General features: G+C 49.5%; 18 protein-coding genes. 3 read left to right on the top strand and 15 right to left on the bottom strand.

What is annotated here, in order from left to right:
* Positions 1-76 precede the first annotated feature (76 nt).
* Positions 77-430, top strand: a complete 354-nt coding sequence (gene folB, locus V2P20_RS04465) for a dihydroneopterin aldolase (protein WP_331816523.1) — start codon at positions 77-79, stop codon at positions 428-430.
* Between the two features lie 3 nt (positions 431-433).
* Positions 434-934, top strand: coding sequence for a 2-amino-4-hydroxy-6-hydroxymethyldihydropteridine diphosphokinase (gene folK / locus V2P20_RS04470; RefSeq protein WP_331816525.1), 501 nt, complete (start codon positions 434-436; stop codon positions 932-934).
* Here the strand turns inward: folK and V2P20_RS04475 are convergent.
* Complete coding sequence (locus V2P20_RS04475; RefSeq protein ID WP_331816527.1) at positions 923-1,654, bottom strand: pteridine reductase; 732 nt, start codon at positions 1,652-1,654, stop codon at positions 923-925. The two genes, folK and V2P20_RS04475, sit on opposite strands and share 12 nt — an antisense overlap.
* Before the next feature lie 20 nt (positions 1,655-1,674).
* Here V2P20_RS04475 and V2P20_RS04480 point away from each other — a divergent pair, with 20 nt between their 5' ends.
* Positions 1,675-2,280, top strand: a complete 606-nt coding sequence (locus V2P20_RS04480; RefSeq protein ID WP_331816529.1) for an arylesterase — start codon at positions 1,675-1,677, stop codon at positions 2,278-2,280.
* A gap of 14 nt (positions 2,281-2,294) precedes the next feature.
* Here V2P20_RS04480 and tatC read toward each other — a convergent pair whose 3' ends face one another.
* From tatC to V2P20_RS04550, 14 genes are all read right to left on the bottom strand, one after another.
* Positions 2,295-3,098, bottom strand: a complete 804-nt coding sequence (tatC, locus tag V2P20_RS04485) for a twin-arginine translocase subunit TatC (protein WP_331816530.1) — start codon at positions 3,096-3,098, stop codon at positions 2,295-2,297.
* The gene (gene tatB / locus V2P20_RS04490; RefSeq protein ID WP_331816532.1) at positions 3,085-3,411 is read right to left on the bottom strand and encodes a Sec-independent protein translocase protein TatB; all 327 of its coding nucleotides are present in this window, start codon (positions 3,409-3,411) and stop codon (positions 3,085-3,087) included. Before tatB ends, tatC begins: the two co-directional genes overlap by 14 nt.
* 2 nt (positions 3,412-3,413) lie before the next feature.
* Entirely contained in the window at positions 3,414-3,629 is a 216-nt protein-coding gene (tatA, locus tag V2P20_RS04495) for a twin-arginine translocase TatA/TatE family subunit (RefSeq protein WP_331816534.1), read from the bottom strand.
* 32 nt (positions 3,630-3,661) lie between these two features.
* Positions 3,662-3,988, bottom strand: coding sequence for a phosphoribosyl-ATP diphosphatase (locus V2P20_RS04500; RefSeq protein WP_331816536.1), 327 nt, complete (start codon positions 3,986-3,988; stop codon positions 3,662-3,664).
* The gene (hisI, locus tag V2P20_RS04505; RefSeq protein WP_331816538.1) at positions 3,985-4,377 is read right to left on the bottom strand and encodes a phosphoribosyl-AMP cyclohydrolase; all 393 of its coding nucleotides are present in this window, start codon (positions 4,375-4,377) and stop codon (positions 3,985-3,987) included. Before hisI ends, V2P20_RS04500 begins: the two co-directional genes overlap by 4 nt.
* Positions 4,374-5,150: an imidazole glycerol phosphate synthase subunit HisF gene (hisF, locus tag V2P20_RS04510; protein ID WP_331816540.1), complete on the bottom strand. Its 777-nt coding sequence runs from the start codon at positions 5,148-5,150 to the stop codon at positions 4,374-4,376. The genes hisI and hisF overlap by 4 nt, the downstream gene beginning before the upstream one ends.
* Before the next feature lie 8 nt (positions 5,151-5,158).
* Positions 5,159-5,890: a 1-(5-phosphoribosyl)-5-[(5-phosphoribosylamino)methylideneamino]imidazole-4-carboxamide isomerase gene (gene hisA / locus V2P20_RS04515; RefSeq protein ID WP_331816542.1), complete on the bottom strand. Its 732-nt coding sequence runs from the start codon at positions 5,888-5,890 to the stop codon at positions 5,159-5,161.
* Between the two features lie 24 nt (positions 5,891-5,914).
* Positions 5,915-6,556 (bottom strand): imidazole glycerol phosphate synthase subunit HisH, encoded by a 642-nt coding sequence (gene hisH / locus V2P20_RS04520; protein ID WP_331816544.1) that lies wholly within the window; start codon positions 6,554-6,556, stop codon positions 5,915-5,917.
* Positions 6,557-6,592: 36 nt separating this feature from the next.
* Complete coding sequence (gene hisB, locus V2P20_RS04525; RefSeq protein ID WP_331816546.1) at positions 6,593-7,186, bottom strand: imidazoleglycerol-phosphate dehydratase HisB; 594 nt, start codon at positions 7,184-7,186, stop codon at positions 6,593-6,595.
* Between the two features lie 420 nt (positions 7,187-7,606).
* Positions 7,607-9,418, bottom strand: a complete 1,812-nt coding sequence (gene typA / locus V2P20_RS04530) for a translational GTPase TypA (protein ID WP_331816548.1) — start codon at positions 9,416-9,418, stop codon at positions 7,607-7,609.
* Positions 9,419-9,579: 161 nt separating this feature from the next.
* Positions 9,580-9,972 carry a rhodanese-like domain-containing protein gene (locus tag V2P20_RS04535; RefSeq protein ID WP_331816550.1) on the bottom strand — a complete coding sequence of 131 codons (393 nt, stop codon included), beginning with the start codon at positions 9,970-9,972 and terminating at the stop codon, positions 9,580-9,582.
* Positions 9,973-9,979: 7 nt separating this feature from the next.
* Positions 9,980-10,471 carry a methyltransferase domain-containing protein gene (locus V2P20_RS04540; RefSeq protein WP_331816552.1) on the bottom strand — a complete coding sequence of 164 codons (492 nt, stop codon included), beginning with the start codon at positions 10,469-10,471 and terminating at the stop codon, positions 9,980-9,982.
* A 92-nt stretch (positions 10,472-10,563) separates the two neighbouring features.
* Complete coding sequence (locus V2P20_RS04545) at positions 10,564-11,472, bottom strand: LysR family transcriptional regulator (protein ID WP_194969612.1); 909 nt, start codon at positions 11,470-11,472, stop codon at positions 10,564-10,566.
* Positions 11,473-11,944: 472 nt separating this feature from the next.
* Positions 11,945-13,831, bottom strand: coding sequence for a nucleoside-diphosphate sugar epimerase/dehydratase (locus V2P20_RS04550; RefSeq protein ID WP_331816555.1), 1,887 nt, complete (start codon positions 13,829-13,831; stop codon positions 11,945-11,947).
* Between the last annotated feature and the right edge of the window lie 5 nt (positions 13,832-13,836).

The raw sequence follows: 13,836 nt of genomic DNA on the forward strand, positions 1-13,836 counted from the left end.
TTCAGAACTTGTAAGCCGGGACCGTTTCCCCGATACTTAGCCGATTTTAAATCGCACATCATAACCGGAAATCACTATGGACATCATATTTTTAGGCGGACTTGAAATTCAGACTGTTATCGGCATTTACGATTGGGAAAGAGAAATCAAACAAGCCGTCGTTCTTGATATTGAAATGGCTTATGACATCAAAAAAGCCGCTGAAACCGATGATATTCAATACACGCTTGATTACAAAGCTGTTTCGCAACGCATCATTTCCTTTGTCGAACAAAGCAGTTTTTTTCTGGTCGAAAAGCTCATTGAAGAAATCGCTGCCATCATCCGCAATGAGTTTAACGTGCCTTGGGTTAAAATTAGGCTGAACAAAAGGGGCGCTATCAGTAGTGCCAGAGATGTAGGCATCATAATCGAGCGAGGCACAAAGTAAGCCATGCCGCGCGGCTATATCAGTATTGGCAGCAATATAGACAGGGATCGCAATATTCCTGCCAGCCTACAGGCTCTTGAACATTGCTTCGGCGAATTGATTGTCTCAAGCATTTATGACACCGAGCCGGTCGGTTTTTCAGGCGATCCATTCTACAATCTGGTCGTAGGTTTTGATTCTGACCTGAGTGCAAAAGAAGTCGCCCGACAACTCAGGCAAATTGAACTGGATCATGGCCGTGCCCGTGGTTGTAAAAAATTTACTGCCCGAACACTGGATCTGGACCTGATCCTCTATGGCGATCTCGTGCTCCGAGATGAGCAGTTACAGATACCTCGCGATGAAATTGAGCGTTATGCTTTCGTGCTTGAGCCTTTAGCGGAAATTGCACCGACCCTGGAGCATCCTATCAGCCATATAAGTTATGCCGAACTGTGGGATAGATTCGATAAGGCCAACCTCAAGCAAAAGCGCATCACGCCTTCCTGGATGCTAACAAAATAAAGTTCTTCCGCCATCCACAGTCAGAATCTGTCCAGTCATATAATCAGCATCCTTGATTAAAAAAAGCACCGCCTTGGCAATATCGAGCGGCTCCCCGCGCCGCCTTAATATAATCCGCTGCAGAATCTCGGCTTTGTCTTGCTCGGACAACTCGCTCTCAGGCCATAATATGGCGCCAGGTGAAACTGCATTTACCCTAACGTCCGGCCCCAACTCCTTGGCCAAAACGCGAGTCATGGCCGCCAAACCGGCTTTCGCGATGCTATAAACCGGATACCCCTTCAAGCCGCGCTCCGCATGAATATCGACAATATTGACGATACAGCCGTTGTGATCGATCAAGGTTTCAGACAAGGCTTTTGCCAGAAAAAAAGGCGCCTTCAAATTACTGCCCAGCAGATCATCCCATTGCTGTTCGGTCACATCCGCAACCGCAGTCGGATAAAACGCCGAGGCATTATTGACCAGCACATGTATGCCACCCCAGGCCGAGGCCGCCTCTCTGGCAACCGCTGCCAGTTCATGCATGTTCAGCAAATCGGCCTGGATCGTTTTTGCCGAATCGGGGCGTTTTTGATTTAATTCATCGCAAAGCTGCAGCGCATCTTCTCTTGACGATCTATAATGCAAAACAATATTGTTGCCTTCACTATGCAGTAAACGCGCACAAGCAGCGCCTATGCGCTTTGCTGCACCGGTAATCAGAATATTTTTTTGCATTTCCTTGGTCCTGCTGAATTATGAGAAAGAAATTATTATCTCTGATCTTCCTTTCGCTTACAGCCTGCAATGATTCGCCCAAAAGTCTGACTAAGCTGCCCAATGACGCCGTCGTTTTAGCCTTTGGTGATAGTCTGACGTATGGCACAGGCGCATCCAAGCTCAAGGATTATCCCAATATTCTTGCCGAATTGACTGCGCTTGAAGTGATCAATGAAGGCGTGCCCGGCGAGATTAGCAGCGAAGGCTTGAAAAGATTGCCGGCCTTGCTTGATGAATACCAGCCGAAACTGTTGATCCTGATACACGGCGGCAATGACATGTTAAGAAAAATTCCGCCTGAGCAAACCGCCGATAATCTGAACAGGATGATTGAAGAGGCCGCCAATCGCCATATCGATGTGGTTATGCTTGGCGTACCCCAGCCCAGCTTATGGACATTGACCAGCGCAGATTTTTATCAGCGCATTGCAGAAGACCGGGATATTCCTGTCGATCTCAATACCTTACCCGACATTCTGGGGGACAATGGTTTAAAATCCGACATGATCCACCCCAATGATGCCGGCTATCGACTGATGGCCGACAATATCTTCAAATTACTTCAGAAAGCCGGAGCATTATAAGCCTTCTGTCGCCCCTACTCATCTTCCTGCTTCTCGAGCGCATCCAGCCTGGCTTCCAATACCATATCATCCGCATCGTCGTGCTTGCGTACGAATAAGCGCGAAAACAGCAACCCCACCTCAAACAGCATCCACATAGGAATTGCCAATAACGTTTGCGAAATCGCATCGGGGGGCGTTAATACCATGCCGACAATAAATGCCCCAACAATGACATAAGGCCGCTTCTCAGCCAGGCTTTCCGGCGAAGTCAGCCCCGTCCAGACCATGACGATAGTAAAGATCGGCACTTCAAAACAAACGCCAAACGCGAAGAAAATCGTTAAGACGAAATCCAGGTATTTGGTGATGTCGGTCATAACCGCAACGCCGGCAGGAGCCGCCGCCGTCAGGAATTGGAACATCAGAGGGAAAACAACAAAGTAGGCAAAAGCCACGCCCAAATAAAACAGAAACGTGCTGGCAATCAGCAGCGGCAGAATCATGCGCCGCTCGCGCTTGTATAAGCCCGGCGCGACAAAAGCCCAGAATTGATAAAGAATGAAGGGGACGGAAATAAATGCGGCCAAAACAAGCGCCAGCTTGAATGGCGTGAAAAAAGGTGAAGCGACATCAATAGCGATCATCGAGCTATTGGCCGGCATGTAGCGCATCAAAGGCCCAGCCAGAATCGTATAGATCTCATTGGCATAGAAAGACAATCCGCCAAAAACAACCAACACAAACAGCACTACGCGCAACAAACGGCTGCGCAGCTCAATCAAATGGCTGATAAAAGGCTGTTCGACCGACTCTTCTTCGAAATTATTCTGACTCATGCGGCTGTTTAACCTGTGTTACATTCACTTGCTGCGGCTGCTCAATTGAAGACTTTATGGCATTGGCCGCATCGGAAGCATCATCGAGCATGCGCTGAATCTCTTTCAATTCCGACTGCTCTTTAAAGACCTGACGCATTTCTTCGGCTTGCAATTCATCCCTGATCTCTGCCTTAACGGAGGCGATCATATGCCGGGTCTTGCCAATCCAGAATCCCGCAAGCCGCGCAACTTTGGGCAGACGTTCAGGACCGACGACCAATAAAGTAACCAATCCGACCATACAAAGCTCTGAAAAACCGATATCAAACATAATCAGATCTCTTCAGTTTTCTTGGAAACGACTTCGCCGTCAATGGTTATCCCTTTTTCTTTGACGACGTTTTTTTCGTCTTCATCGCCTTTAACGGCAGCACGAAAATTTCTAATGGCTTCGCCCAAATCAGTGCCCAGATTGCGCAGGCGTTTGGTGCCAAAGACAATAATGACAATGGCCAGTGCAATTAATAGTTGAGTGACACTTATACCCATTTACAACTCCAAATGCCGACTCAAGATCGGCCTTACTCAATTTGTTGATTACGCCGGGCTTTTTCTTCCAGTCCGGACAAGCCGAAACGCCGCTGCAATTCCTGCAACACATCGTCCGGTCCCAGTCCTTGATCGGCTAATAACACCATGCAATGAAACCAAAGGTCAGCCGTTTCATAAACAATCTGCTTTTTATCGCCGCCTTTAGCCGCAATGACTGTTTCTGTGGCTTCTTCGCCGATTTTCTTCAGTATGGTGTCCAAACCTTTCGCATAAAGACTGGCCACATAAGACTTATCGGCCGACTCCTGCTTACGCTGTTCCAGAATCTGCGCCAGTTGATTTAATACGTCGTTCATTGCTTTCCATAAATGGCATCAGGATTTTTCAACACCGGCTCGACAGGCTGCCATTGCCCATCAACCAGACTACGGTAAAAACAGCTTTCGCGGCCGGTATGACAAGCGATACCACCTTCCTGTTCAATTTTAAGGAGGATAACGTCCTCATCGCAGTCCAGAAACAAGCCAGCGACTTTCTGCCTGTGCCCTGATTCTTCGCCCTTGCGCCATAGTTTATTGCGCGACCTTGACCAGTAAACGGCATAACCTTCCTGAGCCGTCAAAGCTAACGATTCGCGATTCATCCAGGCAAACATTAGTATTTTTCCGGTATCCGCCTGCTGCGCAATCACCGGCACCAGACCATCTGCGGTCCAGCGAATCTCATCAAGCCAGGAAGAACTCATGTTAGACGCACCTCTATCCCGCGAGAAGCCATGTGTTCTTTTGCCTGTTGAATACTGTATTCGGCAAAGTGAAAGATGCTGGCTGCCAATACTGCGTCGGCTTTGCCCTCAATCACGCCTTCGGCCAAGTGGTCGAGATTGCCGACGCCGCCCGAGGCGATAACCGGCACAGCCACTGCTTCGCTGATAGCGCGCGTTAACGGCAAATCAAAGCCCTCCCGAGTGCCGTCCCGGTCCATGCTGGTCAACAAAATCTCACCCGCGCCGTAGGCTACCATTTTCTTAGCCCATTCTACGGCGTTGATGCCCGTGGCTTTACGGCCGCCGTGCGTAAAAATTTCCCAGCGGTTTTCTTCGCCTGGCAGACTGACTTTCTTGGCGTCAATGGCGACCACGATGCACTGAGAGCCGAAACGCTCTGCGGCATCACGCACGAATTCGGGATTGAAAACCGCCGCGCTGTTGATACCGACTTTATCGGCGCCGGCATTAAGCATGCGCCGGATATCGTCCAGCGTTCTGATACCGCCGCCCACTGTCAGCGGTATGAAAACTTCGCTGGCGACCTGCTCGACCACATGTACGATAGTGTCGCGATCATGATGGGTCGCGGTAATATCCAGAAACGTGATTTCGTCGGCGCCTTCACGGTCGTAGCGTCTGGCAATTTCAACCGGATCGCCGGCATCGCGGATATCGACAAATTTTACGCCTTTCACGACACGGCCATTGTCGACATCGAGGCAGGGAATAATACGTTTAGCTAAGCTCATGATTTTCTTTAGAATGACTCGGCCAGTTTTTCCGCTTCGGCAAAATCCAGCGTACCTTCATAAATAGCCCTGCCGGTAATGGCGCCCATAATGCCGTCATCAGCCACAGCACCCAAGGCTCTGATATCGTCCATATTGGTAATGCCGCCGGAAGCGATGACCGGAATACGGATTGCGCGCGCCAGCTTCGCGGTGGCTTCAACATTGACGCCGGACATCATGCCGTCTCTGGAAATATCGGTATAAATGATCGCTTCGACGCCGTCTTCCTCAAAGTGTTGGGCCAGATCGATCACGTCATGGCGCGACAGCTTGGACCAGCCGTCCACTGCGACCTTGCCGTCTTTGGCATCCAGTCCGACAATGATATGGCCCGGGAATTCCAGCGCAACATCTCTGACAAAGTGCGGTTCGCTGACAGCCTTGGTGCCGATAATGACGTATTGAACGCCGGCATCCAGATAGCCTTGAATGGTGTCTTCATCGCGAATGCCCCCGCCGATCTGCACGGGCACGTCGGGATACGCATTGACAATGGCATGAATCACAGCCGCATTTTTAGGTTTCCCTGCAAAAGCGCCATCCAAATCGACCAGATGAATTCTTTTGGCGCCGGCCGCTACCCATTTGCCCGCGATGGCGACAGGATCGTCCGAAAACACCGTGTCATCCTCCATACGTCCCTGCCGCAAACGGACGCATTTCCCTTCTTTCAAATCAATTGCTGGTATTAGCAACATACACGTAAAACCTCAATGGTAAATTTAAACTTGTCCATTCCAATGCAAAAAGTTTTTCAGCAGTTGCAAACCGGCTGCCTGACTTTTTTCGGGGTGAAATTGTACGGCAAAAACGTTATCCCTTGCCAAGGCGCAAGCAAATGGATCGGGATAATTTGCAGTCGCTGCAATGACGGAAGCCTCATCGGGGCGCGCGTAATAACTGTGCACAAAATAGAATCGGCTGTCCTGCGCAATACCGTCCCATAGCGGATGGGGCGCAAAATGAACCTGATTCCAGCCCATATGAGGAATTTTCAGGCGATTGCCGCCGCTGTCCTGCAACGGCTCACGAAAATGCACGACATGGCCGGGAAAAATATTCAGGCAGGGGGTATTGCCGTTTTCCTCGCTATCAGTCAGTAAAGCCTGCATGCCTAGACAAATGCCCAGCAGCGGCTTAGTTGCAGCGACGCTTTTTATCACATCGGACAAACCCGACTGGTTCAGCGCCTGCATACAATCGCGTATGGCGCCGACGCCGGGAAAAACCACCCGGTCAGCGCGCAAAATTGCGTCGGCGTCGGATACTATTCGCACATCCACTTGCGGCGCAGCATGCTGCAGGGCTTTTGCAATCGAATGCAGATTGCCCATTCCATAATCAATAACGGCAACAGAAGACATATAACTCAAGAGTAAAAATTGAAAGCGGATTTGAAACTAAAGACTGCCTTTGGTGGAAGGCATCATGCCTGCCATTCTCGGATCGGCGGCAATGGCCATGCGTATTGCCCGCCCCATGGCTTTGAAGATCGTTTCGGCAATGTGATGAGAATTAGCGCCCTTCAAATTATCAATATGAAGCGTGACGCCGGCATGGTTGACGAAGCCCTGGAAAAACTCGCGGAACAAATCCACATCAAAACTGCCGATCATGGCTTTCGGGAATTTCACTTCATAAAACAGGCCCGGGCGGCCCGAGAAATCAACCACCACCCTGGACAACGCTTCATCCAGAGGCACATAGGCATGGCCGTAGCGATAAATGCCTTTTTTATCGCCGATGGCTGCAGCAAAAGCTTGGCCCAAGGTAATGCCAATGTCTTCCACCGTATGATGATCATCAATTTCCAAGTCACCTTTGGCATCGATTTCGATGTCGATCAATCCATGTCTGGCGACTTGGTCCAGCATGTGCTCAAGAAAAGGCACGCCTGTTAGAAACGAGGCTTTTCCTGATCCATCCAGGTTGATTTTGATATTAATTTGAGTTTCAAGCGTATTGCGCTCTACTTCGGCAGTGCGTTGATTCATGATTTCAAGAGCTGAATTAGTGTCTGTCGCCATTTTACTATGAATTAACAGATTTCGCAGTGATTGTTAAATCATTGCCGCTTGAATCAGATATACTTTTTTAGCCAAAATACAAACGAAGCCGACCTTAAAAAACGGCAATTCTATGCGTAATCTTTAACCTACATGAATTTCCGCCTTAGCCGGCTTTTTTTCTTGGAACTTTTTGAGAGAATATACACATCGCCAAAACAGGATAAGGATTTCAAGGAATTTTCAATAGGATGTTGCCATGGATGGAAATGCCAACCAAGCTGGCGATTTTAGACCCCGGGGTACGTCAGTGCCTCGGGGTTTTTTATTGGATTCAACTCTCTGCCGAACGGCAATTTTGATACAGGCGGACAATACCTGCCCACCCGTATCGCTTATCTACGCTGCTTAGCCTTTTGCAGCCCGCTTACGCTCATTCTCGGTCAAATGCTTCTTGCGCAGGCGGATTGATTTCGGCGTTACTTCTACCAGCTCATCCTCATCAATAAACTCCAGCGCCTGCTCTAAAGTCATTTTTTGAATCGGTGTTAAAATCAGGTTTTCATCCGTACCGGCGGCGCGAATATTCGTCAACTGCTTAGCCTTGGTCGGGTTAACAACCAGATCATTAGCGCGCGAATGGATGCCCACCAGCATGCCTTCATACACTTCATCGGCATGAACCAGGAACAGCTCGCCGCGCTCCTGCAAAGCGAACAACCCATAAGCCAATGCCTTGCCCTGCGTCATGGAAACCATCACGCCGCGCTTGCGCGTGCCCAGTTCGCCTTTTTTCACTGGACCGTAGTGGTCAAACACGTGGTACAACAAACCTGAACCTGAGGTAGCAGTCATAAACTCGGTCTGGAAACCGATCAGTCCGCGCGACGGTATCATGTATTCCAGACGAATACGACCTTTACCGTCCGGCACCATGTTCAGCAAATCACCTTTACGTTCGCCCATTTTTTCCATGATGGAACCTTGATGGATTTCTTCCACCTCAATCGTCACCATTTCAAAAGGCTCGCAAATTTCGCCGTCGATTTCTTTCATGATCACTTCAGGCCGGGAGACACCCAATTCGAAGCCTTCGCGGCGCATATTTTCAATCAGGACCGATAAATGCAATTCGCCGCGCCCGGACACCTTAAACTTGTCAGGGTCAGTGGTGTCTTCAACTCTCAACGCTACGTTATGCTGCAATTCTTTTTCCAGACGATCGCGGATCTGCCGTGAAGTGACGAATTTGCCTTCCTTGCCAGCAAAAGGCGAGTTGTTGACCTGAAAAGTCATGGTCACAGTCGGCTCATCGACCGTCAACGGCGGCAATGCTTCTACCGCCTCCGGATGGCAGATCGTGTCGGATATTTCCAGCTTTTCGATGCCGGTAAAGGCAATAATGTCGCCGGCGCGCGCCTCGGACACTTCGACACGTTCCAATCCGTGAAAACCGAAAACCTGCAGCATGCGGCCTTTACGCTCAACGCCTTCGCGATTAAGGATAGTCACGGGCATATTTGGCTTGATCGTGCCGCGCTGGATACGGCCGATGCCGATGACGCCGACATAGGTGTTGTAATCGAGCGTCGTGACCTGCATTTGGAAAGGCCCATCCAGATCAACGGCCGGCGGGCTGACTTTTTCAACAATCGTCTCGAACAGCGGCGTCATGTCGCCGCCTGAGACCGATACATCAAGGCCGGCATAGCCGTTCAATGCCGATGCGTAAACAATCGGAAAATCCAGTTGCTCATCCGTTGCGCCCAAGCGGTCAAACAGATCAAATGTCTGGTCAACCACCCAATCCGGACGCGCGCCCGGGCGGTCAATCTTGTTGATGACCACAATCGGCTTTAAGCCCAAGGCAAAAGCCTTTTGAGTAACGAATCGTGTCTGCGGCATCGGTCCGTCAACAGCATCAACCAACAATAATACCGAATCAACCATGGACAAGACGCGCTCGACTTCGCCGCCAAAATCGGCGTGGCCCGGCGTATCGACGATGTTGATGTGATAGTCGTTCCAGTCCAACGCTGTGTTCTTGGCCAAAATCGTGATACCGCGCTCTCTTTCAAGATCATTAGAGTCCATAATCCGCTCTGAAACCTTGGCATGCGCGGCGAAAGTTCCTGATTGTTGTAGCAGTTTGTCAACCAGCGTCGTTTTACCGTGGTCTACGTGGGCAATAATGGCAATGTTTCTTAATTTCTGGATCACTTTTAAATTTACTCTAATGTTTAAATGAACAGGCGCGCGGAATTGAGCACGCTCCGGTTAAAAAAATCGGGCAGGGAAAAGATGGCGGAGCGCCATCATAAAGGCAGTTTAAGAAGATGTCGGACACGCCCGGCTAGCCCAACCTAGACAAGGAAAGAAGATTAACTTTGCTCCCAAGGCAGCCCATGGAAGCGCCAACCGCCCAGGTTACCGCGATGCTTGTTCTCATCCAAAGCACCTTCGAAACCGTCGACAATATTGATTAGATGCTGATAACCCGCCTCTTCCAGCGCTTTGGCCGCATCCAGCGAACGCTGGCCGCTGCGGCAAAGCAGTAAAACCGGCGCCTGTCTGTCAGGCACAGCCTTTTCGACTTCGGCAACGAATTGTGGATTAACTTGCCAGTCAGGCGCCTCTTTCCAGGGAATATGCACGGCACCTGGCGGATGGCCAACAAATGTATGTTCCATCTTGGTTCTTACGTCCACTAATACTGCATGAGCATTCTTTTGCAGGAAATCCCAGCATTGTCTGGGATCTAAATTTTCTATCATCGTTTAACTAAATCTCTATGTATTTCTGGCCGATAAACTGAGCCTCGCCCCTTAATCCCAGATTTTTATTGCCAATTCGACCATTGTCTCTGTAAAAAATTACACGCAACGGTGAAAATAAGTCCAGCAGCTCGTTTTCTTCCAACAGATAATCAGGATTATTGGGGCCGTGCCAGCCGGCTTTTTCTCGCGTATAAGTCTGATAAAAAAGCAATCCGGCCGGGTTAAGTGCATCTATTATCGCATCACTCAAAGCGCGGTCAAGAAATCGGCTCACGACGATAACATCAAATTTCAGATCTGCCAAGCTGTAATGATCGATTTTTTGCTGGCGGGCGTCGATACTTAGCCCCTGCTGAGCTGCGTATGCTGTTAGTTTTTCAATCGCAACAGAAGAGATATCCAATGCCGTCACGGCCAATCCCTGTTGCGCTAAGAAAACAGCATTGGCGCCTAATCCGCAAGCCAGATCCAGAGCAGTTCCGGCTTCCGGCAGCAAAAATTCATTGTCGGTCAGGACCTGAGCCGGCACATAGGACTCATGCTCCGACTGACTATAAATACGATTCCATTTACTGACTAACGCATCCATTATTCCGTTCCAGGCATACTGACTCTGTGCTCCAGCCACTCCTGCAGAAAATCCATAAAACTTCTGACCTTGGCCGACAAATATTTTCTATGGGGATAGACCGCATGGATATCCAACGGCGGCAATACGTAATTCTCCAGCACCAGCTTAAGTTTACCTTTTTCTAAATCACTCCCTACGATATAGGTGGGCAGCATAACCAAACCCAGTCCATTAATGGCAGCGATACGAATCGGATGCGCGGCATTGGCTTGCATCCGCCCGGACACATGTATGGTCTTATAGCCGCCTTCATCCTTAAATTCCCATTTATCTCTTGGCGGGATCGCCCAATTGACCAGACAGCTGTGATGCGCCAGATCTTCCGGCGTCTGCGGGATGCCGTACTGTTCCAAGTATTCGGGCGAACCGCAAACTACTAAGGACGAACTGGCCAGCTTCCGGGCCACCATGCTGGTATCCTCCAAGTCGCCAAGATGGACCGCAAGATCAATCCCTTCGTCGATTAAATCACCCGGACTGCCTTGCAAAATCATGTCGACGTTTAATTCCGGATGAATTTTAAGAAACTCGGCCAAGGCGCGGGAAATATGTGTTGCGCCAATCACTGGCGGTGCACTGATTTTCAAGACGCCTCGCGGCTCAGTCTGTAGATGCGTTACAGCCGCTTCCATCTCTTCAACATCACCGAGCACCTGCTGGCAGCGTTCCAGATATTGAGCCCCTACCTCAGTCAGGCTCAAACTGCGCGTAGTCCGGTTGAATAAGCGTGTGCCTAGATTACTCTCCAGCTGCATGATGTGTTTGGTTGCCATCGCCCGAGAAATTCCCAGATCACGCGCACCGCCAGCGAAACTTCCTGCCTTTGCCACGCGAACAAAGACATTCATGCTGGTTAATTTATCCACTGCATCTCCTCTTCATCTTAAAAAATAGCCAATTTCAGGTTCTGTTTTTACTATTGAAATACACTGTCACTTTTCCTGAATATTAATGGTTGACAATAATTCAAAAACAAGGTGTCATAATTGTTTACTATTATAAAACAATAAATTTATTATTTGTCATATTGTATCCAATAAATATCCTCTGTATAGTGCGCATCAATTGACGGATAAATAAATCGGTCATGCTTAAGCTCATTATTTTGGCTTTCAATAAAAAGCCTGAGCTGTAAAGCTGCCGACCCCGGTCATCCTTCTTATCTTTTTGTAATTGCTGCAACTTGCAGAAATATTGCAATAAGAGTCAAACTGAACAGTTAAGCTCGGCAGGATTAACTACACACTCCTAGTGTTATACCTACAAGCAGATCCTCCTCATAACACTCTGCTTGATTTTTTGCCTCCCTCCGCTAACGCGAAGGGAGGTTTTTTTTGCCTATGGATTAGCCGGCATCAAATCATGCAGCACAATATCTTCCCTGGCTTGATACTCCGGAGCCTCGGCCTGGTATTCGGGCACAAGACTTCGCAAAACCCTTAAAATCTCAGTTTCATTATCCTGCTGACAGGCCTGAACCAGCTTTTCAATATGCGTTGTCCACAAGACTTCGTCATATAGCCGCGCATTAGCCAATAATAATTTTTCATAACCCGTTGATCTGAGTTGCTCATGCTCATGAAATAATTCCTCGTGCAATTTCTCACCGGGTCTTAAGCCGACATATTTAATTACTATATCCTCTCCGACCCGCTTGCCGCTCAAGCGAATCATTTGCTCGGCCAGATAGGCAATCCTGATAGGCTCGCCCATATCCAGGACAAAAACTTCGCCGCCTTTGCCGGCGACTTCAGCCTGCATAATCAACTGGCAGGCTTCCGGAATCGTCATGAAATAACGCGTAATATCAGGATGAGTGACCGTGACCGGCCCGCCGGCTTTGATTTGCGCCCTGAACAAGGGCACGACACTGCCGGCGGAATCCAGTACGTTGCCGAAGCGCACGGTCATGAAACGCGTGCCGCCGCGGCTATTCAGGTTCTGACAGAGTATCTCAGCCGCCCTTTTGGTCGCGCCCATGACATTGGTCGGATTCACGGCCTTGTCGGTGGAGATCAGGACAAAGCGCTCGATACCGGCCGCGATCGCTTCTTCGGCAACCGTCTTGGTGCCGATGACATTATTATGCACAGCCTCTCGCACCTGATTTTCCAGCAGCGGCACATGCTTATAAGCGGCGGCATGGAAAATAACATCGGGCTTTAATTTCTGAATAATGCGGCGCACCGACAACCTGTCGGTAACATCCCCTAAAACAGCCTTAAGCCTTATTTCAGGGTGAGACGCTCTTAAGTCAGCGTCTATTTTGTACAAATTAAATTCCGACTGATCGAAAACAATAAGCCTGGTCGGATTGACTCTGGCCAACTGCTTGCAGAGCTCCGAGCCGATCGACCCGCCGCCGCCGGTCACCATGATGCTTTTACCGCGAAGATTGTCGGCAATCAACTGCCAATCCAGATGAATCGGATCGCGGCCTAAAATATCCTCAATCGAAACATCGCGCAGGCTGTCGCGCGAAATCCTGCCTGACAATAAATCCTTAACCGACGGCAAGGTTTGAAAAGGCAGCTCGCACAGCTCGCATGTCTCGATAATGCGCCGCATTTGACTGTCTGTTGCGGAAGGAATGGCGATCAGTACCGTCTCAATATCCAGTTTCTTGACAAATAACGGCAATTGTTCGATATCGCCGACAACCCGGATGCCCCTGATTTCCCTTTTCCACTTATGACGGTCATCATCGACAAAGGCGACCGGCACATAGCCGGAATTGGTTTCACCCAATAAATCCCTGGCCAGCATTTCTCCTGCCGCGCCGGCGCCGACAATCAAGGCCCTCTTGCCTGAGCGCTCCATCAGGATATTCTCTTTCCAGAATCGATAGCAGAAGCGGGGCACGCTCAACAGCAGCAACAATAAAAACAAATACAGCGGCAGTACGGCGCGCGGCACGCCTTCGACGCGATTGTACAAAAAGAAACTCAAGGCAATCAGGCCTATGCCGATCATGACCGCTTTCGTGATCCGGATTAAATCCGGCATGGAGGCAAAACGCCAAACACCGCGATACAAGCCTAGAAACCAGAAGACAACGCCCTGGATGGCAATAATGTAAGGCAAATCCTGCTTGATATCCTGCCAGTACCTATCGGGAATGACATCCAGGTTAAAACGCAGCCAGTACGCGCCAAACCAGGCCAAGGCCACCATGGCCAGATCATGGATGAAAATAGTCGTGCGGGAGCGGAATTTAAATTTCACGAATT

Source organism: Methylobacter sp. Wu1 (genome assembly GCF_036553575.1).
Lineage (GTDB): Bacteria > Pseudomonadota > Gammaproteobacteria > Methylococcales > Methylomonadaceae > Methylobacter.